The organism is Catellatospora sp. NPDC049111, from assembly GCF_040648615.1.
Taxonomy (GTDB): domain Bacteria; phylum Actinomycetota; class Actinomycetes; order Mycobacteriales; family Micromonosporaceae; genus Catellatospora; species Catellatospora aurea.
Map to the genome: position 1 here is coordinate 1 of NZ_JBEZEB010000035.1, position 22,497 is coordinate 22,497.

At 73.6% G+C, this 22,497-nt stretch carries 21 protein-coding genes; 9 read left to right on the forward strand and 12 right to left on the reverse strand.

Annotation, left to right across the window (positions count from 1 at the left end; genetic code table 11):
* Both AB0B66_RS32580 and lpdA read right to left on the reverse strand, forming a co-directional pair.
* The coding region (locus AB0B66_RS32580) for a biotin/lipoyl-containing protein (protein WP_360537220.1) at positions 1-720 on the reverse strand (720 nt) is incomplete at its 3' end.
* A 64-nt stretch (positions 721-784) separates the two neighbouring features.
* Complete coding sequence (gene lpdA, locus AB0B66_RS32585; RefSeq protein ID WP_360537222.1) at positions 785-2,161, reverse strand: dihydrolipoyl dehydrogenase; 1,377 nt, start codon at positions 2,159-2,161, stop codon at positions 785-787.
* A 182-nt stretch (positions 2,162-2,343) separates the two neighbouring features.
* On the opposite strand from lpdA, the gene AB0B66_RS32590 reads away from it, so the two are divergent.
* On the forward strand, positions 2,344-2,661 hold the full coding sequence (locus tag AB0B66_RS32590) for a hypothetical protein (RefSeq protein WP_203687876.1): 318 nt from the start codon (positions 2,344-2,346) through the stop codon (positions 2,659-2,661).
* Positions 2,662-2,748: 87 nt separating this feature from the next.
* Here the strand turns inward: AB0B66_RS32590 and AB0B66_RS32595 are convergent, their stop codons facing one another.
* Complete coding sequence (locus tag AB0B66_RS32595) at positions 2,749-4,317, reverse strand: leucyl aminopeptidase (RefSeq protein WP_360537225.1); 1,569 nt, start codon at positions 4,315-4,317, stop codon at positions 2,749-2,751.
* Between the two features lie 72 nt (positions 4,318-4,389).
* Between AB0B66_RS32595 and gcvT the strand changes: the two genes are divergently transcribed.
* Complete coding sequence (gcvT, locus tag AB0B66_RS32600; protein WP_360537227.1) at positions 4,390-5,511, forward strand: glycine cleavage system aminomethyltransferase GcvT; 1,122 nt, start codon at positions 4,390-4,392, stop codon at positions 5,509-5,511.
* A 408-nt stretch (positions 5,512-5,919) separates the two neighbouring features.
* Positions 5,920-6,270, forward strand: coding sequence for an MmcQ/YjbR family DNA-binding protein (locus AB0B66_RS32605; RefSeq protein ID WP_360537229.1), 351 nt, complete (start codon positions 5,920-5,922; stop codon positions 6,268-6,270).
* A gap of 27 nt (positions 6,271-6,297) precedes the next feature.
* Here the strand turns inward: AB0B66_RS32605 and AB0B66_RS32610 are convergent, their stop codons facing one another.
* From AB0B66_RS32610 to AB0B66_RS32620, 3 genes are read right to left on the reverse strand one after another with little or no spacing between them, the layout of a single operon-like run.
* A complete protein-coding gene (locus AB0B66_RS32610; RefSeq protein ID WP_360537231.1) occupies positions 6,298-7,371 on the reverse strand; it encodes a hypothetical protein in 1,074 nt (357 codons plus the stop codon).
* A gap of 24 nt (positions 7,372-7,395) precedes the next feature.
* The gene (locus AB0B66_RS32615) at positions 7,396-8,196 is read right to left on the reverse strand and encodes an adenosylcobinamide-GDP ribazoletransferase (protein WP_360537233.1); all 801 of its coding nucleotides are present in this window, start codon (positions 8,194-8,196) and stop codon (positions 7,396-7,398) included.
* A complete protein-coding gene (locus AB0B66_RS32620) occupies positions 8,174-10,075 on the reverse strand; it encodes a bifunctional adenosylcobinamide kinase/adenosylcobinamide-phosphate guanylyltransferase (RefSeq protein ID WP_360537235.1) in 1,902 nt (633 codons plus the stop codon). Before AB0B66_RS32620 ends, AB0B66_RS32615 begins: the two co-directional genes overlap by 23 nt.
* 90 nt (positions 10,076-10,165) lie before the next feature.
* Between AB0B66_RS32620 and AB0B66_RS32625 the strand changes: the two genes are divergently transcribed.
* Positions 10,166-10,360, forward strand: a complete 195-nt coding sequence (locus AB0B66_RS32625) for a hypothetical protein (protein ID WP_360537237.1) — start codon at positions 10,166-10,168, stop codon at positions 10,358-10,360.
* 49 nt (positions 10,361-10,409) lie between these two features.
* Here the strand turns inward: AB0B66_RS32625 and AB0B66_RS32630 are convergent, their stop codons facing one another.
* Both AB0B66_RS32630 and AB0B66_RS32635 read right to left on the reverse strand, forming a co-directional pair.
* Entirely contained in the window at positions 10,410-11,408 is a 999-nt protein-coding gene (locus AB0B66_RS32630; protein ID WP_360537239.1) for an aldo/keto reductase family protein, read from the reverse strand.
* A gap of 50 nt (positions 11,409-11,458) precedes the next feature.
* On the reverse strand, positions 11,459-14,146 hold the full coding sequence (locus AB0B66_RS32635) for a WG repeat-containing protein (protein ID WP_360537241.1): 2,688 nt from the start codon (positions 14,144-14,146) through the stop codon (positions 11,459-11,461).
* Between the two features lie 243 nt (positions 14,147-14,389).
* Between AB0B66_RS32635 and AB0B66_RS32640 the strand changes: the two genes are divergently transcribed.
* The 5 genes from AB0B66_RS32640 (at position 14,390) to AB0B66_RS32660 (ending at position 18,818) form a co-directional block, all read left to right on the forward strand.
* Positions 14,390-15,130, forward strand: a complete 741-nt coding sequence (locus AB0B66_RS32640) for an ABC-2 family transporter protein (protein ID WP_360537243.1) — start codon at positions 14,390-14,392, stop codon at positions 15,128-15,130.
* Positions 15,123-15,938, forward strand: coding sequence for an ABC-2 family transporter protein (locus tag AB0B66_RS32645; protein ID WP_360537245.1), 816 nt, complete (start codon positions 15,123-15,125; stop codon positions 15,936-15,938). The genes AB0B66_RS32640 and AB0B66_RS32645 overlap by 8 nt, the downstream gene beginning before the upstream one ends.
* 22 nt (positions 15,939-15,960) lie before the next feature.
* Positions 15,961-16,941, forward strand: coding sequence for an ATP-binding cassette domain-containing protein (locus AB0B66_RS32650; RefSeq protein ID WP_360537247.1), 981 nt, complete (start codon positions 15,961-15,963; stop codon positions 16,939-16,941).
* A 162-nt stretch (positions 16,942-17,103) separates the two neighbouring features.
* Positions 17,104-18,393: an MFS transporter gene (locus AB0B66_RS32655; protein ID WP_360537249.1), complete on the forward strand. Its 1,290-nt coding sequence runs from the start codon at positions 17,104-17,106 to the stop codon at positions 18,391-18,393.
* 122 nt (positions 18,394-18,515) lie between these two features.
* Positions 18,516-18,818, forward strand: coding sequence for an AzlD domain-containing protein (locus tag AB0B66_RS32660; RefSeq protein ID WP_360537251.1), 303 nt, complete (start codon positions 18,516-18,518; stop codon positions 18,816-18,818).
* Between the two features lie 170 nt (positions 18,819-18,988).
* Here the strand turns inward: AB0B66_RS32660 and AB0B66_RS32665 are convergent, their stop codons facing one another.
* From AB0B66_RS32665 to AB0B66_RS32680, 4 genes are read right to left on the reverse strand one after another with little or no spacing between them, the layout of a single operon-like run.
* Positions 18,989-19,594 carry a response regulator transcription factor gene (locus AB0B66_RS32665; RefSeq protein ID WP_360537253.1) on the reverse strand — a complete coding sequence of 202 codons (606 nt, stop codon included), beginning with the start codon at positions 19,592-19,594 and terminating at the stop codon, positions 18,989-18,991.
* A 58-nt stretch (positions 19,595-19,652) separates the two neighbouring features.
* On the reverse strand, positions 19,653-20,774 hold the full coding sequence (locus AB0B66_RS32670) for a histidine kinase (RefSeq protein WP_360537255.1): 1,122 nt from the start codon (positions 20,772-20,774) through the stop codon (positions 19,653-19,655).
* 57 nt (positions 20,775-20,831) lie between these two features.
* Positions 20,832-21,563 (reverse strand): ABC transporter permease, encoded by a 732-nt coding sequence (locus AB0B66_RS32675; protein ID WP_360537257.1) that lies wholly within the window; start codon positions 21,561-21,563, stop codon positions 20,832-20,834.
* A 2-nt stretch (positions 21,564-21,565) separates the two neighbouring features.
* Complete coding sequence (locus AB0B66_RS32680) at positions 21,566-22,459, reverse strand: ABC transporter ATP-binding protein (protein WP_360537259.1); 894 nt, start codon at positions 22,457-22,459, stop codon at positions 21,566-21,568.
* Positions 22,460-22,497: the final 38 nt, after the last annotated feature.

A 22,497-nucleotide genomic window follows, 5' to 3' on the forward strand; every position in this document is an offset into this window, starting at 1 on the left:
TGCTGGGCTGGTCGTTGCCCGGTGAGCCGCCCGCCGGGCTGCTGGAGCGGCTGTGCGAGCGCAACCCCTTCGGCCAGGGCGACGAGCGCACCCCGTGGCCGGAGCGCCGCCGGCCGCGCCGATCAGCGCGAGCTGCGCGCCGACGGCGGCGGTCTCGTCCTCAGGCACCGTGATCTCCAGCAGGACGCCTGCGACCGGAGACGGGATCTCCGTGTCGACCTTGTCCGTGGAGACCTCGAGCAGCGGCTCGTCGACCTCGATCGTGTCGCCGACCTGCTTGAGCCAGCGGGTGACGGTGCCCTCGGTGACGCTCTCGCCGAGCGCGGGCATCTTCACCGGGGTGGCGTCACCGGCGGGAGCCGCGGCGGGGGCAGCGGCGGCGGGAGCCGGCGCCGGTGCCGCCTCCTGGACCGGGGCGGCCGGGGCGGGGGCCTCGGCGGGCGCGGCGGCCGGAGCCGGTGCGGCCGCCGCCGGGCTCTCGCCCTCGCCGCCGATGATGGCGAGCTCGGCGCCTACCTCAGCGGTCTCGTCCTCACCGACGATGATCTTGCTGAGAATGCCGGCCGCCGGCGACGGGATCTCCGTGTCGACCTTGTCGGTGGAGACCTCGAGCAGCGGCTCGTCGACCTCGACCCGGTCACCCTCCTGCTTGAGCCACCGGGTGACGGTGCCCTCGGTGACACTCTCGCCGAGCCGCGGCATGGTTACCGATACCGGCATTGCTTCAGACTCCTCAGTTAAGTGCAGATCCGCAGTGATAAAAGGACGAGGTGAGCTTATTCGCTCAGTTGTGCGCGTGCAGCGGCTTGCCCGCCAGCGCCAGGTGCGCCTCGCCGAGCGCCTCGTTCTGCGTCGGGTGGGCGTGGATGAGCGCCGCGACCTCGGCCGGGAACGCCTCCCAGTTGACGATCAGCGAGGCCTCGCCGACCTGCTCGCCGATCCGGGCGCCGATCATGTGGATGCCCACGACGGGGCCGTCCTTCTGGCGGACCAGCTTCACGAAGCCCTGGGTGCCCAGGATCTTGCTCTTGCCGTTGCCGCCCAGGTTGTAGTTGTACGTCTCGACGGCGTCCGCGCCGAACTTCTCCTTGGCCTGGGCCTCGGTGATGCCGACCGACGCGATCTCGGGGTCGGTGTAGGTGACGCGCGGGATGCCCGACTCGACGATCGGGGCCGGGTTCTGCCCGGCGATCGTCTCCGCGACGAAGATGCCCTGGGCGAAGCCGCGGTGCGCCAGCTGCAGGCCGGGCACGATGTCGCCGACGGCGTACACGTTGGGCAGGTTGGTGCGCAGGCGCTCGTCGGTGATCACGAAGCCGCGCTCCATGGTGATGCCCTGGGCCTCGTAGCCGCAGTTGGCGGTGGCCGGGCCGCGGCCCACGGCGACCAGCAGCAGCTCGGCCTCCAGGGTCTCGCCGCCGGCGATGGTGACCTTCACACCGGAGTCGGTCTTCTCGACCTTCTCGAACGGCTTGCCGACCTTGAAGCCGATGCCGCGCTTGCGGAAGGTGCGCTCCAGCTGCTTGGAGATGTCCGGGTCCTCGGCCGCGACCAGGCGGGGCAGCGCCTCGACGATGGTCACGTCGGCGCCCAGCGACTTCCACGCGCTGGCGAACTCGACGCCGATCACGCCGCCGCCCAGCACGATCGCGGAGGTGGGCACCCGGTCCAGGGTCAGCGCGTGCTCGCTGGCGATGACCTTCTCGCCGTCCAGCTCCAGGCCGGGCAGGCTCTTCGAGTACGACCCGGTGGCCAGCACGATGTTGAGGCCGGTGACCCGCTGCCCGTTCACCTCGACGGCGTTCGGGGCGACCAGGGTGCCCTTGCCCTCGATGTAGGTGACCTTCGCGGACTTGATCAGACCCTGCAGGCCCTTGTACAGGCCGGCGACCACGCCGTCCTTGTACGAGTTCACGCCCGCCATGTCGATCTGGATCAGCTCGGCCTTGATGCCGATGTGCGCCGCCTCGCGGGTCTGGTCGGCGACCTCGCCGGCGTGCAGCAGCGCCTTCGTCGGGATGCAGCCCCGGTGCAGGCAGGTGCCGCCCAGCTTGTCCTTCTCGATCAGCGCGACGGACAGACCCAGCTGCGCCGCACGCAGCGCGGTGGCATAACCACCGCTGCCGCCGCCGAGGATGACTACGTCAAAGGTCTCGCTCACGATCGCTCCAAGGTCGCGTCATTGCCACTTCGCGTCACCGTGGGCCAGCGTGTGCTCAGCCCACACTCGGCCATCTTGTCACTGCGGGCGTGCTCCCGCGCACCGAGGTGCTCAAGGACACGTCTGGCTACTCTTGCCCGGTACCATGCGCACCGCAGAGGCACCTTCGGAGAGGAGCAGGTGTGGGTTGGTTCCGCCGCCGGGGCGGGTCCCCGGCAGATCGCCCGGCCAACCCGGCCGACGTCACCCATCTGGAGCAGTTCGCGCAGTCCCGCCGCGGCGTCGAGGCGTTCATCGAGCCCCGCACGACGGTGACCGGGACCACGGTCATCCTGATCGCCCACGACGGCGAGTGGACCCGCCGCCGCATGCCCAGCCCGACGGCGGTGCGCCAGTTCGCCCAGCGCCTGTCCATGCCGGTCTACGACGTCCAGCTCGTGGGCTACCCCCAGCGCATGCGCGATTTCAACGCCCGCCAGAAGCTTCGCCCGGCGGAATAAAGAAAGATCGCTGTCTCCGGTTGAAACCTGCGGTCGCACCGCAGATCATGACCGGAAACAGCGATCTTCACCCGCGAGCGGGCCGGATCAGCCGTTGGCCGCGATGTCGTCGACCAGGGCGAGCAGGGTGCGGACGGGGACACCGGTGCCGCCCTTGCTCCAGTGGCCGGTGGCCTCGCCGGAGTGGAACGACGGGCCCGCGATGTCGATGTGCGCCCACTCGACGCCCTCGGTGACGAACTCGCGCAGGAACACGCCGCCCTGCAGCATGTGGCCGGCGCGCTCCATGCCCGCGCTGACCTGCAGGATGTCGGCGACGTCCGACTCCATCGACTTGCGGATCTCGTCGGGCAGCGGCATCGGCCAGGTCGGCTCGCCGACCAGGTCGCCGGCGACCTTCGTGCGCTGGGCGAGCTTCTCCGAGCCCATCACACCGGCGATCTTCTTGCCGAGCGCGATGACCTGGCCGCCGGTCAGCGTCGAGGTCTCGATGAGGTAGTCGGGCTGGGCCTCGCAGGCCAGCGCGATGGCGTCGGCCAGGATCATGCGGCCCTCGGCGTCGGTGTTGAGCACCTCGACCTTCTTGCCGCTGCGCATGGTGATCACGTCACCGGGCCGGTACGCCTCGCCCGACAGCATGTTCTCCGCGATCGGGATGTACGCGGTCACCGCCACGGCGGGCCTGAGCTCGGCGATCGCGGCCATCGTGCTGGCCACGGCGGCCGCGCCGGCCATGTCGGACTTCATCTCCCACATGCCCTGGGCGGGCTTGATGGACACGCCGCCGGTATCGAAGGTGATGCCCTTGCCGATCAGCGCGACCTTGGCGGTCGACTCGGCCGGCGTGTACGTGATCTTCACCAGGCGCGGCTTGGCGGCCGAGCCCATGCCGACGGCGAGGATGCCGCCGAAGCCGCCCTCGATGAGCGCCTTCTCGTCGAGCACCTCGACGTCGAGCCCGGCCTTGCCGGCCAGCGCGGCGATCTCGTCGGCGAAGTTCGGCGGGCGCAGCAGGTTGGCGGGGGCGTTCACCCAGTCGCGGGTGCGGGCGACCGCGGCGGTGACCACACCGGCGCGCTTGAGCTCGGCGTTGGCGCCGGCCTCCTTGGCGTCGGGCACGAGCACCGACACCGCGGTGACCGGGTCCTTGCGGCCGGCGGCCGGCTTGCCCTTGTAACCGGTGAACCGGTACGCACCCAGCGCCGCGCCCTCCGCGACCGCGCGCAGGGTCAGCGCGCCGCTGTCGTCGGCGTCGTCGGACAGGGGCAGGGCCAGCACGACCTTCTTCGCGCCGGCGAGGGCGCGGACGGCGGCGGCGGTGGCGCGCCGCAGGGTGTCGGGGGCGGGCGCCGGGCCGGTGGGCTCGCCGCCCAGGCCGACGGCGACCAGCACGGGAGCGGTGATGGTGCCGAGCGTGGCGAGCTTGGTGACCTCGCCCGCGCCGCCGGTGGCCCCCAGCAGCGCCAGGGTGGCGGTCAGCTTGCCGTCGAACGCGGCGGCGATGCTCTCGGCCCCGGACGCCAGCAACAGCTCGCCGACCGCGCCCTCGGCGCCTTCCTGACTGTGTACGCCGATGACGACGGCGTCCACGGTGAGGTCGGCGGGGTCGGTGTCGGCGAGGCTCAGCGTGGGCAGAGCCGTGGTGGGCGTGGTCACAAAGTACTCCTGGTGGACGTGGGTTGCTGCGCCGATGCTAACGAACCCCAAACGCCAGGGTAAGTTGCGCTCATGACCGACATGGGTTCAAAAGACTCAGCCGACCTGCTCACATCGCCTTTGCACGATCGTCACACGGCGCTGGGGGCGAAGTTCGCCGCTTTCGGTGGCTGGGACATGCCGCTGGAGTACGCCGGGGGCGGGGTGCTCAAGGAGCACGCTGCCGTCCGCGAGGGCGTGGGCGTGTTCGACGTCAGCCACCTGGGCAAGGCGCGGATCACGGGGCCGGGCGCGGCGGACTTCGTCAACGCCTGCCTGTCCAACGATCTGGGCCGCATCAAGCCCGGCAAGGCGCAGTACACGCTGTGCTGCGACGACGCGACCGGTGGCGTGGTCGACGACATCATCGCCTACCTCTACGGCGACGACCACGTCTTCCTGATCCCGAACGCGGCCAACACCACCGAGGTCGTGCGCCGGCTGACCGCCGCCGCGCCCGCCGAGCTGTCCGTCACCAACGAGCACGCGGACTTCGCGGTGCTGGCGGTGCAGGGTCCGCGCTCGGCGGAGCTGCTGGCCGAGCTGGGTCTGCCCACCGACCACGAGTACATGAGCTTCGCCACAGCGGACCTCGACGGGGTCACCCTGACCGTGTGCCGCACCGGTTACACCGGCGAGCACGGCTACGAGCTGGTCGTCTCGTCGGCCGACGCGACCCGCGTCTGGGACGCGCTGTTCGGCGCGAGCGTGCCCGCCCGTGCCTGCGGCCTGGCCGCGCGCGACACCCTGCGCACCGAGATGGGCTACCCCCTGCACGGCCAGGACCTGTCGCTCGACATCACCCCGGTGCAGGCCCGCGCCGGCTGGGCCGTCGGCTGGAACAAGCCCGCCTTCTGGGGCCGCGACGTGCTCACCGCCGAGAAGGCCGCCGGCCCGCGCCGCACCCTGTGGGGCCTGGTCGCCAACGACCGGGGCATCCCCCGCGCCCACATGACCGTGCTCTCCGGCGACCAGCCCGTCGGTGAGATCACCAGCGGCACCTTCTCGCCCACTCGCAAGATCGGCATCGCCCTGGCGCTGCTCGACACCGCCGCCGGCCTGAGCGAGGGCGACACCGTCGAGGTCGACGTCCGCGGCCGCCGCAGCTCCATGACGGTCACCAAGCCGCCATTCGTGCAGCCGTCCGTCAAGTAACCCGCGACCCGGCCACTGATCCGCGACCCGGCCATGTGACCCGGCGACAGGCACCGGGCCGCTGCCGGTGCGGCTGACCGTGGGGTGAGCCCGTCGCGGTAACGCCGTCACGGCCGCCGGCCGTCGGTTTCCGGCTCGGCATCCGCACGGGCCGGACACGGACTGTGACGCCGACGACGGGACCATGCGCGTGAGCGGCTACATCTTTTTTGATGTGGCCACATCAAAAAAGATGTAGCCGCTCGGCGATGACTGTCCTGTCAGGGCTCCCGGACCGGCCGCCGAGGCGGCAGGCGGATTCGCGGCAGGGCAGACGAGCCGCCGGAGAGTGTTCGGGTGTGTCGGACAGCTGGCGGGGGCCGATCGCTGGTCCGTGCGCGGGTTCGCCGATGGCCTAGGGTGGTCGCCATGGCGGTCGCGTATGAGCAGGTGAGGGACTGGGTGCTCGCGCTGCCCGGGGGTGCCGAGGTGATGGTCGAGGAGTGGGGTCACCCGACGCTGCGGGTCGGCGACAAGATGTTCGCGTCCGGTATGCCGGGCAGCGACACGATGTCGGTGAAGGCCTCGAAGCAGGAGCAGGCGGCACTGCTCGCCGCGGCGCCCGAAGTGTACTCGGCGGCGGCTTACGTCGGGCGGTTCGGGTGGGTGCGGGTCGAGCTGTCCCGGGTGGACCCGGCCGAGCTGCGCGAGCTGGTCGTCGAGGCGTGGCGGCGGACCGCGCCGAAGAAGCTGGTCAAGCAGTACGACGCGCAGGCCTGATCGGTCGGCGGAGCCGCGCGGGGCGGATCAAGCCTGACCGTCGAAGCCCTTGGCCTCGCCCACGCGGCCCAGCCACGAGGCCGCCTCGTCGGCGGACAACACCTCGTCGAGCGTGATCGAGGCTGCCATCATCGGGTAGCGCCGGACGTTGTCCCAGCTCCGGGCGTAGGGCGGCGGGTCCAGGACGACCACGCGCACCCCGTCCAGCGCCGGGATGTCGGCGGGCACGCCCTCGTTCCAGATCCACGCGCCGTACGCGTCGACCAGGTTGAACGAACCGGTCACCTGGCCGCCGAACGAGGTGGCCGGCGCGTCCAGTGCCACCGCGGTCCAGGCCGGGTCGACCGACAGGCCCTCCAGCAGGCCGTCGGCGTCGTGTCCGGACAGGGTCGCGGCCAGCAGGGTGTGCAGCTGGAAGTTGTCGGCGATCCCGCCGATCGTCATGCGCCAGCCGCGCCCGGTAGCGCGGTGCAGCACCAGCAGCCGCTCCCCGTCGAGCACCGCCAGGAGCATGGCCAGCCAGGTCATGTCCTCGCGCTCGGGCTCCAGCGCCGACACCGCCGCCCGCAACGCCGGCTCGGCCTGGCAGGCCCGCCGTGCCGCGGCCGACTTCTGCAGCAGCGTGGTGGCGCAGCGCATCCAGGCCTGCAGCCCGAACCAGCTCTCGACGAGCCGTACGGCGTGGTCCGGCGGAATGGCCGCGTCGAGGCGCTCCAGGGTGGTCTCGAACTCCGCGGGGTCGGGCTCGGGGGTGCCCTCGCCGGGGAACTCGCGCGCCCACACGGCAGCGAACTCCGCCGACAGGCCCGCCACCTCGCTGAGCCGCTCACGCAGCACCGGGACCAGCGGCTCCGGTGACGCGCCGAGCTCGATCAGCGCGCCGCAGAGCACCGCGAACTCGCCGCCGAAGCCGGGCCCGAGCTCGCCGAGCAGGTCGGCGCAGGCGGTCAGGGCGGTGGTGAGCTCGTCCGCCGGGGCCGTCTGGGCGGCCTCCCACAGCTGCGCCGTGGCCGACTCGAAGGCCTCGATGTCGCGCTCGCGGCGGGCGCGCACCAGCGCGTCGCAGGCGCGGGCGAGCGGAGTGGCGGATTCGAAGATCATTCGCGAATGCTAGCGGGCCGCGGGTCAGAAGAGAATCAGTCCGATGGCGATCACCGTGGTCGCCGTTTCGGACAGGAAACCGAGCACGTCCCCGGTGACCCCGCCGAACCGGCGTACCAGATGGACCCGCAGGCCGGCCACGACGAGCAGCGAGGCGAGCACGGCGGCCGGGCCCTGCCACGGCCGACCCGGCACGGCCGGCACCGCGACCGCGGCGACCAGCAGCGTGGCCAGGGCGAGCGCGACCGGGGGCACCGTGCCCGCGACCAGGGCACCCATGCCACCCGGCCGCGCCGCGGGCACGCCCCGGCGGCAGGCCTCGGCGATCGCGAGCCGTCCACCCGCGACGGCCGCGGCCACCGCCGCCACCACCGCGGGCAGCGGCCGCGCCGTCAGCTGCGCCAGCGCCCCGACCTGCAGCAGCAGCACCAGGATCAGGGCGACCACACCGAACGGGCCGACCTCCGGCGACTTCATGATCTCCAGGGCACGCTCGCGCGAACGGTACGACCCCAGCGCGTCCACCGTGTCCGCGAGCCCGTCCAGGTGCAGCCCGCGGCTCAGCAGCCCGGCCAGGCCCACCGTCAGCGTCGCGGCGACCAGCGCGGGCAGTCCCGCCGCGAACGCCGCCAGCAGGCCGCCGAGCAGGGCGCCCAGCAGCGCGCCGACCACCGGGCCGAGTGCCATGGCCCGGCCGGCGACGATCCGGTCCAGGCTGCGCGGCCCGGCGACCGGCGCGACCGTGAACGTGGTCAGCGCCAGCCGCAGGCCGTCGAACCAGGACCCGCCGGTCGCCGGACCGTCAGTCCACGATGGAGGCGTCATCGGCGCGGGACACTGCCGGGTCGGTGGCGTCGTCCGGCTCGTCCTCGGGCTCCTGCAGGTGCGCGGGCGGCTCGTCGAGCAGCGGCGGCAGCGCGGGCAGCGACGCGGCCAGGGTCAGCGCCGAACGCAGCAGCGGCAGCGCCAGCAGCGCGCCCGCGCCCTCGCCGAGGCCGGTGTTCAGGTCGGTCAGCGGCGTCAGGCCGAGCACGTCGGCGGCGAGCACGGTGGTCGGGTGCCTGCCGGTGTCGGCCAGCGCGCACCACAGCCGCGACTGGCTGCCCAGGTCCCGGGCGACCAGCCCGGCGGCGACGCCGACCGGCCCGTCCAGCAGCACCGGCGTACGCCGGGCCGTCGCACCCAGGATCACGCCGGCCGCGACCGCCAGATCCGGCCCGCCGAGCTCGGTGAGCAGCTCCTTGGCCGGCAGCACCCGCCCACGGACCCGGTGCAGCGCGTCGCGCACCGCGGCGCAGCGCCGCATCCACGCGGCGTCGTCGACCGTGCCGTCGGCGCTGACCACCCGGGCCAGCAGACCGGGCACTTCCGCGCCGGTCACCGCGGACACCACCGCGGCGGCCGCGGCCTCGGCGCCGGCTCCGCACGAGCCCAGCACCAGCAGGTCCACCCCGCTGTCGACGGCCTCGTCGGCGAGCTGCCAGCCGTAGCGGAGCAGCCCCTCGACGGTTTCCTGCTCGGCCGCCGGGCTGTGCTCGATGGCCTCGGCCGTCGCCGTGTCGACGATCTGCAGGCTGACCCCGTGCTCGGCGGCCAGCAGCCCGATCGGGCCCTCGCCGCGGCGGGCCTGCGCCGCGAGCAGCGCCGCCCCGTGCGGGGTCTGCCCGGCGGCCGCGTCGCCCTCGTGGTTGCCGTGCAGCAGCAGCATCCTGGGCTGCTGCCAGGGCAGCGGCACGGTACGTCCCTGCGCTCCCGCCGCGAACAGCACGATCTCGGTCAGCCGGCCCAGGCCCGCGCCGGGGATGTCGAGCAGGTGCAGGTGGTCGCGGGCGGCCTCGCGGGCGTCGCCGTCGGGGATGGGCAGGTCCATGTTCGGCCCGATGACCACGCCCGTGGCCACGAGCGGCAGCGCCTGGGTGCTCTCGGTCAGCGCGGCCGACGGCCTCGGCGCGGCGGCGGCCGGGGTGAGCACCTCGGGGCTGGGGATCGCGGGAACGGATGGGATCGTCACGGTCGTCGGCGCACCGGCCGTGGTCGCGCCTGCGGCACCGGTGTCCGTGGCGGCGACCGCGGCCGCAGCGGCGCCTGCGCCGGTGGCAGCCGCGCCCGCCGCCGCACCGGCCGGTTGCGCGGTGGTGACGTGCGTGCCTGCGGCGTCCCCGCCGCGCAGCCAGACGGGCTGTCCCGCGACGACGAGGGCCACCGCGTCGCAGGCGGCGGCGACGGCCTGGTTGACCAGTCCCATCAGGTCGGCGAAGCGCACGCCTGCCTCCGACGGCGGCACGACGGACAGCCCGACCTCGGGGCTGACCAGCACCACCCGTGCCGCACACCCGGCTACGGCGGCGGCCAGCCGGCTGACGTGCACGCTCGCGTCGTCGCGGTCCAGCAGGTTCACGACCCAGCCGCCGAGGTCGTCGACGATCAGCGTGTCCTCGGCGGCGGCCTGCCCGAGCGCGTCGACCAGGGCGGCCGGGTTGCCGTACGTCTCGACGGTGATCCAGGAGTGCGGCCTGCGCTCGCGGTGCGCGGCCACCCGGTCGGCGAACGCCGGGTCACCGCCGTCCGCCAGGGCGGTGGCCAGGTAGCGCACCGAGCGCGCGCCCGACAGCAGCGATTCGGCGTACTCGCTCTTGCCGGAGCGAATACCGCCGAGCACCAGCACCCGTGCCCCGAAGTGTGGGGGCCAACCGTCATGCGACATGCCCGTACCTTATGACCTTCGGCGGCGGAGCGGGTCAGCGGATGCGCCGCCTGCGCGGCCGGATCACCGGCGGCGGATAAGCTGATCGTCATGACGTGGAGCTGGCGGTACGAGGACGCGGCAGGCAAGCCGGTCGAAGGCCCGAACGAGACGTTCAGCAACCAGGCCGATGCCGAGTCGTGGCTCGGCCAGACCTGGCGTGACCTGGTCAGCGCCGGCGCGGTGGAGGTGATCCTCGTCGAGGGCGACCGCGACGAGTACCGGATGAGCCTGCAGGGGGCCTGACCCCCGGAACCGTCGGGGGCCGTCCATGCGGGCGGCCCCCGACGTCACCTCACGGCCGCTCGGCGGGGGACACGGTCTTGGCCGGGTCCCGCTCCGTGATCGGCTCGACGATCTCGTCGATCGCCTTCATCAGGTCCGCGTCGAGCTTCACGCCCGAGGCCTTGACGTTGTCGTACACCTGCTCCGGACGTGTCGCGCCGACGATCGCCGACGAGACGTTCGGGTTCTGCAGCACCCACGCGATGGCCAGCTGGGCCATCGTCAGGCCCGCCTGCTCGGCCAGCGGCTTGAGCAGCTGCACCCGGGTCAGCACGTCCTCGTCGAGCCAGCGCGCGATGAAGCCCGCGCCCGACTTCTCGTCGGTGGCCCGCGAACCGGCCGGCGGCGGCTGGCCCGGCAGGTACTTGCCGCTCAGCACACCCTGCGCCATCGGCGACCAGACGATCTGGCCGAGGCCCAGCTCCTCGCAGGTCGGCACGACCTCGGCCTCGATGACCCGCCACAGCATCGAGTACTGCGGCTGGCTCGACACCAGCGAGATCTTCAGCTCGGTGGCCAGCGCGTGGGCGGCGCGGATCTCCGACGCCTTCCACTCCGAGACGCCGATGTAGTGCGCCTTGCCGGAGTGCACGATGTCGGCGAACGCTGTCATCGTCTCTTCCAGCGGCGTGGCGTAGTCGTAGCGGTGCGCCTGGTACAGGTCGACGTAGTCGGTCTGCAGGCGGGTCAGCGAGCCGTTGATCGACTCCATGATGTGCTTGCGGGACAGGCCCCGGTCGTTGCGTCCCGAACCGGTCGGCCAGAAGACCTTCGTGAAGATCTCCAGGCCCTCGCGGCGCTCGCCCTTCAGCGCGCGGCCGAGGACCGACTCGGCGCGGGTGCCGGCGTACACGTCGGCGGTGTCGAAGGTGGTGATCCCGCTGTCGAGGGCCGCGCGCACACACGCGTCGGCGGCGTCCTCCTCGACCTGCGAGCCGTGGGTGATCCAGTTTCCGTACGAGATCTCGCTGACGAGCATCCCGGAACGGCCCAAATGCCGAAACTCCATACGGAGACCCTATGCCGCCCGGTTCGGGACCCGCCATAGGGTGGATTGCTCTACAGAACCGGTTTCGTGTCGGCGAGCAGGCGGTCCAGCTCCTCCATGACGACCTGGCGGCTGGGCAGCTCCGGGTCGATGAACGGGCGGCCCTTGCGGTCCAGCGCGCCCCAGCGGCCGGACGGCCCGGCGATCAGGAACGCCACCGGGTGGATGACCAGGGCGGGGTGCACGGGCGGCACCACCACGGCGCCGGTGCGGTCTACCACGCCCTTGCGGCCGCCCGCGTCCACGATGGCCAGGCCCTCGTCGGAGAAGCCGTCGACGTAGCGGCCGTCGGTCAGCGCGGTCGCGAAACCGGTGAACTGGAACGGCACCACGGCCCGGCCCTGCTTGTCGACCGCGCCCCAGCCGCCCCGGCGCACCGCGGCCAGGCCGCGGCGGAACGGGCGCACGTCCTCGAAGCCGGTCGAGATGATGACCCGGCCCTGCTTGTCGATGGCGACCCAGTTGCCCGCGCCGTCGCGCGACACCCACGCCAGCCCGTCGGAGAACGAGCCCACGCCGAGCCAGCCGGCCCGGCCGTCGATGAGCCGGGTGCCCGCCTCGTCGATCAGCTCCCAGGTCTCCATCTCCGGGCGGCGTACCCACGCCGCGCCGTCGCGGAACGGCTGCACGTCGGCGAACGCGGGGGAGATCACCGTGCGGCCGTCGGACCCGGCGAAGCCCCAGCACTGCACCCGCTCGTCGAATCGCGGCACCGGCGGCTTGCTGACCTGCAGGATCTCGTCCATGCTGCGCGGGTACGGGCCCATGCCGTTCTCGGCGATCTTCATCGAGACGGCGTCCAGTGCCATCTCGGTGCGCGCGATCAGCTCCGGGTCCTCGACCTTGCGCAGTTCGAGGGCCTTCTCGAAGTGGTTGAACGCCTCCATGTAGCGGCCCTGGTCCAGGCAGGACCGTCCGGCGTGCTCGTGCATGGTGGCGCGCAGCCGGTCGGGCAGCTCGGTGGAGTTGGCCTCGGCGAACAGCTTGTCGGCCTCGGTGAAGTCGCCGCGCCACTGCAGCACGTGCGCCAGGCGGGCCTTGGCCAGCGCGATGCGGCGCAGCTCGCCGGTCGCCTCGGCGTGCACCAGCGCCATCTTGCCGTCCGACAGCGCCTTGGTCAGGTCGCCGAGGATGCGCGAGACCACGGCCCGCAGGCTGAGCAGCCGGGCCCGGGTCGGGTTGTCGGTGGCCGGGGTGAGCTTCTCGGTGAGCCGGTCGCGGATCTCCCGCAGCTCGTCCGGGTTGTCGACCAGCTCGCGCAGGGTCTCGTGGTGGAAGCGCCACTCGTACGCCGCCAGCACCTGCTCCGGGTCGGGACCCGCCTCCGGGGTGGCCTCCGGCTCCGGCTCGGCCGCCGCGGCGGCGGCCGCGGCCGCGTCACCGGTGACCGTCGCCGTGGTCGCCGCGGGCTCGGCGGCGGGCGTGGGCGCGGCACCCGGGCGGACCAGCGGGTGCAGCATCGTCGGGGCGGACAGCGCGGTGGCCGCGCCCGCCGCGCTCGCGGCGACGGGCAGCACCGTGTCCGGGGTGGCCACGGCCGGGGTCTGCGGCGCGGCCGGGGAGACCGGGTTCGCCGAGACCGGCGCGGCCGACACGGGCGCGGGGGAGACCGGTGCGGCCGCGGCCTCGCCGGTGACCGGTGCGGCAGCGGGAGCTGCGGCCTCGGCGGGAGCCGGCGTGTCGTCGGTGATGGCGGGAATCATGCCGGTGTCCGAGGTGGAGTGGCGTCCGCGGCGACCCGGCGCGGCCTGCGCCTGCTCGGCCGGCGCAGGCGCGGCGGCGGCCGTCGGAGCGGCAGCCGGGGTCGGCGCGGCGGGCTGGGCGGGAGACGTCGGGGCGGCCTGCTGCGCGGGCGGGGCTGCGGGTGGCGCGGCAGCCGCCGCGGCCTGCGGAACCTGCGGCGCCACGGGCTGGCCGGGCGCCTGCTGGCCGGGCGCGGGGGCATAGCCCTGCTGGCCCTGTCCGGGCGCGCCGGGGTGACCCTGCGGCGGCATGCCGGGCTGGCCGTAGACCTGACCCTGCGGCGGCTGGCCGGGACGGCCCTGCGGCGGACCGTACGGCGGCTGGCCCTGCGGGTGCCCGTAAGGCTGGCCCTGCTGGCCAGGGTGCGGCTGGCCGTACTGCTGGGGGCCGTTCGGGTGCTGGTTGGGGCCGCCGTAGACCTGCCCCTGCTGCGGCGGGCGCGGACCCTGCGGGCCGGGGCCCTGCTGCGGGTGGCGGCCCTGCTGGGGCGGACCGTACTGACCCTGCGGGCCGGGGCCCTGCTGCGGGTGCTGCTGGTGGGGGCCGCCGTAGACCTGCCCCTGCGGGCCGGGGCCGTTCGGGCGGTACTGCGGGCCGGGCTGCGGCGGCATCGGGCCGGGACGGCCGCCGCGCTGCGCGTTCGGGTCCCAGTTGCCCTGCCCCTGTTGCGGCGGACGCTGCCCGTTGGCGGGCGGGAACGGCCCGGGCGGGCCCTGGCCGGCCTGCGGCTGCCCGTACTGCTGGGGACCGTTGGGGTGCGGCTGGCCGGGGCCGTACTGGCCGGGCTGCTGCGGGCCGCCCTGCTGCGGCGCCTGCGCGTTGGCGGGCTGCTGCGCGGCGGGGTCGGGGGAGTCCGCGGGCGGGCGCTGTCCGGGCACGCGCGACCACGGCGACGTTGGCGTACCGGCCCAGGCCGGCGTGCCGCGGTGCCGCTCGTCGGTGCGCTCGTCGGTCACGCCCCACCTCGCCTGGTTCTGAGTCGCTTATGGCACAAATGCATCGCGAACCGGTTCGCCACGAAGGTATGGTCGCGCCCGGCCCGAAAAATGAATGCGGTTGCGAGTGGAGGGTACGGGGTGGGCTTCGTCACCGCCACTGCGGATCGGCTCACAATCCGAAACTTCACCGAGACGGCAGGGCTCTTCCGGACATTAGGCGCATCGGGATTCCGGCGATTCGCCACATACCGTCAGGCGACGGTGGCGGCCACCGCCACCAACACCATGTTCGGCTTCGTGCGCACCTACGTCATGCTGGCCGTGGCCGGCTCCGCGGCGGCGCTCGGCGGGCAGGCGGCCGGCTACGACGCCCCGCAACTGGTCACCTACGTGTGGGCCGGTCAGGGCCTGATCGGCGTGGTGGCCATGTGGGGCTGGACCGACCTGGCCGACCGGATCCGCTCCGGCGACGTCGTCACCGACCTGCTGCGCCCGGTCCACCCCGTGCTCGGCTACCTGCTGCCCGACCTGGGTCGGGCCGCGTACGCGCTGCTCACGAGGTTCGTCGTGCCGATCGCGGTCGGAGCGCTGGCGTTCGACATGTACCTGCCGCGCCGGGCCGCCACCTACCCCATGTTCGCGGTGTCGGTGCTGCTCGCGGTGCTGGTCTGCTTCGCCGGGCGGTACCTGGCCAACGCGGCCGGCTACTGGCTGCTGGACACCCGAGGCGTGCTGATGGGCTGGGCCGTCTGCGCCGGCATGCTCGGCGGACTGTACTTCCCGATCCGCTTCCTGCCGGACTGGGCGGCGACCGCGGTCTACCTGGGCACCCCTTTCCCGTCCCTGCTACAGGTCCCGCTGGACGTGCTGGTCGAACGGGACCCGCCCGCCGGGCAGCTGGCCCTGCTGGGGCTGCAGGGCATGTGGGCCGTGCTGCTGTTCACGGCGTGCGTCGTCGTCCAGCGGCGGGCCGAGCGGCGGCTGGTGGTGCAAGGTGGCTGAGCCCACGGCCTCCACTGCCGCGATCTACCGCCGCCTGATCGCCGCTCAGGTTCGGTCGCAGGCGTCGTACCGGGTGAGCTTCACCCTCGACCTGCTGACCAACGTCGTGTTCACCGGCGCCGACCTGCTCACCGTGCTGGTCGTGTTCCAGCGGGTGCCGCTGCTGGCCGGGTTCTCGCTGGGCGACGCACTGCTGGTGTTCGGGCTGTCGTCCCTGGCGTTCTCGCTGGCCGATCTCGCTGTCGGCAACATCGACCGGGTGCAGCGGCACGTGCGCACCGGGCTGCTCGACGCCGTGCTGATCCGCCCGCTGGGTGTGCTGTGGCAGCTGCTGGTGATGGACGTGGGCGTCCGGCGCGTGGGCCGGGTGCTGTCCGGGGTGGTGGTGCTCGCGATCGCGGTGCGCCTGGCCGGGGTGCCGCTCACGCCCGCCAACCTGCTGCTCCTGGCGGTCACGCCGGTGGTCGGGGCGGTCTTCTTCAGCGCCGTGTTCGTGGCCACCGCCACCGTGGCGTTCTGGTGGGTGGACTCCGGCGAGCTGAGCGCCGCGCTCACCTACGGCGGGCGGGACTTCACCTCGTACCCGATGACCGTCTACGGCGGCTGGTTCCGCCACCTGCTCGCCTTCGGGCTGGGCTTCGGCCTGGTGGCGTACTACCCGGCGCTCATCCTGCTGGACCGCCCCGACCCGCTGGGGGCCCCCGCCTGGCTGGGCTGGTGCGGCCCCCTGCCGGCAGTCGTCGCGGCGACCCTGGCCGCCCTGGTCTGGCGCACCGGGGTACGGCACTACCGCAGCACCGGCTCATGAACACCGACGGGAGGCACGGGGCGTGAACGTCATCGAGGCGCATGGGCTGCGCAAGGACTTCACCGTGCGGGTACGCAAGGGCCTGCTGCGCCGGGAACGGCGCGACGTCGCCGCGGTCGACGGCGTCGACCTGACCGTCCAGCGCGGCGAGCTGCTCGGCTACCTCGGCCCGAACGGCGCGGGCAAGTCCACGACGCTGAAGATGCTCACCGGCGTGCTGCACCCCTCCGGCGGGCGGGTGTCGGTGTGCGGGCTGACCCCGGTGCCGCAGCGCATCCTGCTGGCCCGGCGCATCGGCGTGGTGTTCGGGCAGCGCTCTCAGCTGTGGTGGGACCTGCCGCTGCGCGACTCGTACGAGCTGCTGCGCCACATCTACCGGGTGCCCGCCGCCGAGCACGCCGCCCGCCTGCGCCGCTGCCGCGACCTGCTGGAGTTGGACCCGTTCCTGGACACCCCGGTGCGCCAACTGTCGCTGGGCCAGCGCATGCGCGGCGAGCTGACCGCGGCCCTGCTGCACGGCCCCGAGGTGCTGTTCCTCGACGAGCCGACGATCGGCCTGGACGTGGTCAGCAAGCAGGCCGTGCGCGGCTTCCTGGCCGAACTCGGCGGGACCGGCGACACCACGATCGTGCTGACCACCCACGACCTGGCCGACATCGAACGGCTCTGCCGCCGCATCGTCGTCATCGACCACGGCCGCGTGGTGCACGACGGCGGCATCGACGCCCTGCACGCCCGCTACGGCTCCCAGCGCCGGGTGACCGTCGACTTCGACACCCCGCCCCCGGCCCTGCCCGACCTACCCGGCGTACACCTCGAAGCTTCCACCGGCCCCCGCCTCACCTTCACCCTCGACAACACCGCCTCCGTAGGCACCCTCATCTCCACCCTCACCACCCTCGGCAACCTCCGCGACCTCTCCGTAACCGAACCCGAGATCGAAGAAGTCATCGCCCGCCTCTACCGCTCCGAAGGAAGGGCACCTTCACAACGGAATCCGTAGAGGAAGGGCACCTTCTTAACGCGCCGCTGACTGTGCCGCTGGTGACATCCGCTTCCGGGAGCGGATCTTGTGCGGCTAGACTCGGGGGCGCACAGGGCCGCAAGGGGCGCGCTGGTTGGGTGGGACGGCGCGCATCAACCGCGCCGTACCCGGAGCAACAACATGCCTGCCCGTGCCTCCTACCGTGACCTCGTCCGGATCACCGGACCCTGGTTCCTCGTCCTCGCCTTCTTCGCCCGCCTGCCCGCCGCCATGGGCCCGCTCGGCGTGATCACGCTCGTCGTCGCCGCCACCGGCAGTTACGGCACCGCAGGGCTGGCCGCTGCCGCGTTCGGCGTCGGCGCGGCGCTCGGCGGTCCCGTCACCGGCAGCCTCGCCGACCGGTACGGCCAGCGCGCCGTCGGCATCGCCACCGCGATCGTCGACGCCGCCGCGTACGCCGCCCTCGTGTTCGCCGTCACCGGCGGCCTGTCCGCCGCGGTGCTGCCGCTCGCCGCGCTCGCCGGGTTCGCCATGCCGCAGGTCGGGCCGCTGGTCCGGGTGCGCTGGGCGGTGCTGCTCGGCGACCGGGGACAGCAGCGGCGGCTGCCCACCGCGATGGCGTACGAGGGAGCCGCCGACGAGGCCTCCTTCCTGGCCGGCCCGGCGCTGGTCGGCATCCTTGCCATGTCCGGCTGGGCGGGCGCGCCGCTGCTCGTCGGATCCGTGCTGACCGTGCTGGCGGCGGTGCCGTTCGCGCTGCACCGCACCGTGCCGCCCGTGCTGCGCGCACCCCGCGCGGATGCGCCGACCGGACCCGCTGCCGCCGAACCGGCCGACGCGATGCCGTTCTCGCGGGTGGCGGTGCTGGTCGCGGCCATGTCGGTGATCGGGATCGTGTTCGGGGCGACCCAGACCGGGGTGACCGCGTTCGCCGACTCGATCGGCTCGGCGGGCTCGGCCGGCCTGATCTACGCGGTGCTGGGCGTCGGCAGCGCCGTCGCCGGACTGGCCGTGGCCTGGCTGCCGGAGTCGCTCGGCCCGGTCAGCCGGTACGCCTGGTCGGCCGCCGCGCTCGTCGGGGGCAGCGCGGCGCTGCTGCTCGCCCACTCCACGCTCACCGCGCTGGCGGCCGTCGTCGTGCTCGGCGTCACCGCCGCGCCGTACCTGATCTCCGGGTACGCCCTGGCCGGCCGGCTGTGCCCGCCCCGCCGCGCCGGCATGGTGATGACCCTGCTGGCCAGTGGTGTCGTCGCGGGGGTCTCGCTGGGAGCGGCCGTCGCGGGCCGGCTCGCCGACGCGTACGGCTACCGCGGCGCATTCGTGGTGCCGCTCGCCGCCGCCGTGCTGGGGCTACTGCTGGCGGTGCTGGTCGCGCCGGGCCTGCGCCGCGCGGTGCACGCCGCGGACCGCGCCGATGCCGTGACCTCCTCGCACCCGGCATCCCGTTCCGTCGCCCTGACCTCGGCCTGAGTCCTGCGCACGCTTTCCGGCGACAGCGGGACGTGCTCCGGCGGAGCAGAGATCGCTGTTTCGGGTCAAAACCTCTGGTTGAACCGCAGGTTCTGACCCGAAACAGCGATCTTCATTCCGGGATGCTGCTGGTGGTCCTCGCGCTGGCCGCGGGCACCTACGCGACCCGCATCGCCGGAGTGCTGCTGCACGACCGGCTGGTGCTGCCCGAACGGCTGCGGCACCTGCTGCCGATCGCGGCGACGACACTGCTCGCCGCCCTGGTCGCCACGGCGGTGTTCACGGAGGCGGGACGGTTGTCCGTCGGCTTCGCGCGTCCGCTCGGCGTGCTGGTCGGCGCGGTCCTGGCGTGGCGGAAGGCGCCGTTCGTCGTGGTGGCCGCCGCCGCGACCGCGGCCCTGCTCCGGCTCGCCGGCCTGCCCTGACCGCGCCGATCCACCGGCCTGCCCTGACCGCGCCGATCCGCCGGCCTGCCCTGACCGCGCCGGCTCGCCGGCTTGCCCGCTGTTCGGCGATGCTTCGGATCGATCACGGTGCCAGGGTCGCGACACACCGTCGAACACGTCCACAGGTTCATGATCAACCCAAAGGTGGGTCAGAGCCAGCCTTGGGTGCGGGCGGTCTGGACGGCTTCCATGCGGTTGCGGGTGCCGGTCTTGCCGATGGCGGCGGAGAGGTAGTTGCGCACGGTGCTCTCGGACAGGTGCAGGCGGGTGGCGAGGTCGGCGATGGTCGCGCCGTCGGCGGCGCTGGCCAGCACCTCGCGTTCGCGTTCGGTGAGCGGGTTGGGGCCGGCCGCCAGCGCCGCAGCGGCCAGGGCCGGGTCGATGACGGTCTGCCCGGCGAGCACCCGCCGGATCGCCTCGGCCAACTCCTCGACCGGCCCGTCCTTGACCAGGAAGCCGCGCGCCCCGGCGTCCATGGCCCGGCGCAGGTAACCCGGTCGGCCGAAGGTGGTCAGGATCAGCACCTTGCACGACGGTGCGGCGGTACGCAGCTGCGCCGCGGCGTCCAGGCCGGACAGACCGGGCATCTCGATGTCGAGCAGCGCCACGTCGGGCGACGCCGCGACGGCGGCGGCCGCGACCTCGTCGCCCCGGCCCACCTGGGCCACCACCTCGATGTCGGGTTCCAGGCCGAGCAGCAGCGCGAGCGCACCGCGCATCATGCCCTGGTCCTCGGCGAGCAGCACCCTGATCACCGACGGCCCCCGGGCAGCACCTTGATCGGAAGCGGGCTCCGGCGGGCGGGCAGGCGGGTCATGCCGGGGCTCCGGCGGGCGCGGTGGCGCGCAGCACGAAACCGCCGCCGGACAGGTCCACGGTCGACAGCGTGCCACCGACCAGGGCCAGGCGCTCGGCCAGGCCGCGCAGGCCGTTTCCGGGCGACGTGTCGGCGGGGACGCCCCGGCCGTCGTCGCGCACCTCCAACTGCCAGTGGTCGGTGCGGCTGAGCGCGATCACGCACGAGCCGGCTCCGCTGTGCCGGATGACGTTGGTGGCGGCCTCGCGGACCGCCCAGGCGAAGGCGTCGTCGACGGCGGCCGGCATCGCCTCGGCCGTGGCCCGCACGGTCGGCTCGATGCCCGCGTCGGACAGCGCCGCGCCGGCCGTGGCCAGCTCGGCGGCGAAGGCACGGGCCCGGTACCCGCTCACCGCCTGGCGCACCTCGGCCAGCGCGGTGCGGCCGATCTGCTCGATCTCGGCGGCCTCCCGGGCGGCGGCGGCCGCGTCGCGCCCGGCGGTGCGGCGTACCACCTCGGCCTTGACGACGATCAGGGACAGGCTGTGGCCGAGCAGGTCGTGCAGGTCGCGGGCGAACCGCAGGCGCTCGCCCTCCACGGCGGCGCGGGCCAGCTCGTCGCGGGTCGCGCTCAGCTCGCGGATGAGGCGCATCATCCGGCGTACCACCATGATCAGTGCGCCCGCCATCACGGTGTTGAAGACCGACTCGGCGATCTCCTTCGCGGGCTCGCCGTGCAGCAGACCCAGCGCGATCTGCGCCGCGACCATGGCGGCCAGCCACAGGTACGCCCAGGGCAGCGCGTACAGCGCCACCCCGGCGGCGGCCAGGTAGAGCACCAGTCCTACCCAGCCACCGGGCTGCCCGCCGAAGGCGGCGGCCAGCGCCAGCCCGACGACCGTGACCAGCCCGAGCAGCGCCTGGTTGCGCACGCCGGGCCGGGCCGCGGAGCTGAACCCCTGCACGACGACGAACAGGTACAGCCCGACGAAGGCGGCCAGGCCCAGCCCGGCCACTACAGGTGCGGAGACGTCACCGGCCAGCACCGCGTGCGCGGTCGGGGCCAGCGGCCACAGCCACAGCGCGGCGAACAGCGCACCCCGGCGCTGCCCACGGCGGCGCGCCGCCGCGGCGGCCACCGAGCGGGTGCGACGAGGTCGCGCCCGCCCGGCTCAGGCCGTCCAGGAACCCCGACATCACCGCAGCGCCGCCGAGCGGCGGTAGGCCCACGCCGCGAGCCCGCCGAAGAGCACGGCCCAGGCCGCGAGGATGGCGACTCCGCCCACCGGCGGCGCCTGTCCGGCGACCACCGACCAGCCCAGCTCGGCGAAGCGGTTGCTGGGCAGCCAGGTGGCGATCGACGCGAGTACGTGCGGCATCACCGCGACCGGTACGAACAGCCCGCCGAGGAACGCCAGCCCGAACACGCCCAGCATGCTCACCGGCTGGGTCAGCTGCGGCGGCAGCGTGAAGCCCAACGCCAGCCCGAACGCGGCGAACGGCAGGCTGCCCAGCCACATCAGCACGACCAGCGCGACCCACTGCCCGGCGCTGAACGACACCCCGTACGCGAACGCCGCGACCAGGCCCACCGAGACCACCGGCGGGATCGCCAGCAGCGAGGCCAGCAGCGCCTTCACGGCGACCACCTGGGTCGGGGCGAGCGGCGTGATGCGCAACTGGCGCAGCCAGCCGGAGGCGCGCTCCTGGGACACCGCGATGCCGACGGACAGGGCGCCGACCAGCGCGCCGTACGCCGCCATGCTGACCATGAGGTACGCGGCGACGTCCACCCCGCCGACCTGGCCGGCGTCGCCGGAGCTGCCGCTGCTGATCGTGTAGATCAGCACCGGCAGCACCACGGTGAAGATCGCCATGCGCGGCTCGCGGATCAGGCGGCGCAGTTCGAAGACGAGATAGGCGCGCACGGTCACTCCTTGCCTGCGGCTGCGGTGAGGGACAGGAAGGCCTCTTCCAGGCCAGCGCCGGTGATCTCCAGGTTGCGCCAGGCGTGGCCGTCGGCGAGCAGGGCGCGCACGGTGGTGTCGGAGTCGTCGCAGCGCAGCAGGGCGCGCTCGCCGCGCGTCTCCGCCTCGACCACGCCGGGCAGCCGCCGCAGCACGTCCAGGTCGGTGCCCGCGCGGTCGAAGCTGACCGTACGCCCGCCGGTGAGCTGCCTGATGTCGGCTCCGCTGCCGTCGGCGACGACCCGACCCCGCGCGATCACGATCACCCGGTCGGCGAAGTCGTCGGCCTCTTCCAGGTAGTGCGTCGCGAACAGCACGGTGCGACCGGTGGCGGCGTAGCGGCGCATGGCCGCCCAGAACGCCTGGCGGCTCTCCACGTCCAGCGCGGCGGTGGGCTCGTCGAGCACGAGCAGTTCGGGGTTGCCGGCCAGGGCGAACGCGAAGCGCACCCGCTGCGTCTGGCCGCCCGACAGCTTGTCGAGGCGGCGTCCGGCCAGTTCGGTGAGGTCGGCCGTGGCCAGGATCTCCGCCGTGGGCAGCGGGTCGCGGTACAGCGCGCGGGCGAGTTCGACCAGCTCGCGGACCGTGGCGTTGGCGGCGAAGCCCGACTCCTGCAGCATCGCGCCGACCTGGCCGGCCCGCACCGCCTCGGTCGGGCTGCCGCCGAACACGCGTACCGTGCCGTCCGTCGGCTCCAGCAGGCCGAGCAGCATGTTGATGGTGGTGGACTTGCCTGCTCCGTTGGGGCCGAGCAGCGCCACCGTCTGGCCGCGGGCGATGGACAGGTCGATGCCGTCCACCGCCCTCACCGGGCCGTAGTTCTTCGCGACCGCTTGCAGCCGCACCGCTTCCGTCATGCGTCCGACGCTAGGCGGAGCCGGGACGGCCGGGCAGA

Bases quoted from the DNA above. Each gene is read 5' to 3' on its own strand.
- AB0B66_RS32615 (WP_360537233.1), bottom strand. From the start codon at position 8,196: ATGACGCCTCCATCGTGGACTGACGGTCCGGCGACCGGCGGGTCCTGG.
- AB0B66_RS32680 (WP_360537259.1), bottom strand. From the start codon at position 22,459: ATGACGGAAGCGGTGCGGCTGCAAGCGGTCGCGAAGAACTACGGCCCG.
- AB0B66_RS32610 (WP_360537231.1), bottom strand. From the start codon at position 7,371: ATGATCTTCGAATCCGCCACTCCGCTCGCCCGCGCCTGCGACGCGCTG.
- AB0B66_RS32605 (WP_360537229.1), top strand. From the start codon at position 5,920: ATGGCGGTCGCGTATGAGCAGGTGAGGGACTGGGTGCTCGCGCTGCCC.
- AB0B66_RS32620 (WP_360537235.1), bottom strand. From the start codon at position 10,075: ATGTCGCATGACGGTTGGCCCCCACACTTCGGGGCACGGGTGCTGGTG.
- AB0B66_RS32630 (WP_360537239.1), bottom strand. From the start codon at position 11,408: ATGGAGTTTCGGCATTTGGGCCGTTCCGGGATGCTCGTCAGCGAGATC.
- AB0B66_RS32625 (WP_360537237.1), top strand. From the start codon at position 10,166: ATGACGTGGAGCTGGCGGTACGAGGACGCGGCAGGCAAGCCGGTCGAA.
- AB0B66_RS32660 (WP_360537251.1), top strand. From the start codon at position 18,516: ATGCTGCTGGTGGTCCTCGCGCTGGCCGCGGGCACCTACGCGACCCGC.
- AB0B66_RS32655 (WP_360537249.1), top strand. From the start codon at position 17,104: ATGCCTGCCCGTGCCTCCTACCGTGACCTCGTCCGGATCACCGGACCC.
- gcvT (WP_360537227.1), top strand. From the start codon at position 4,390: ATGACCGACATGGGTTCAAAAGACTCAGCCGACCTGCTCACATCGCCT.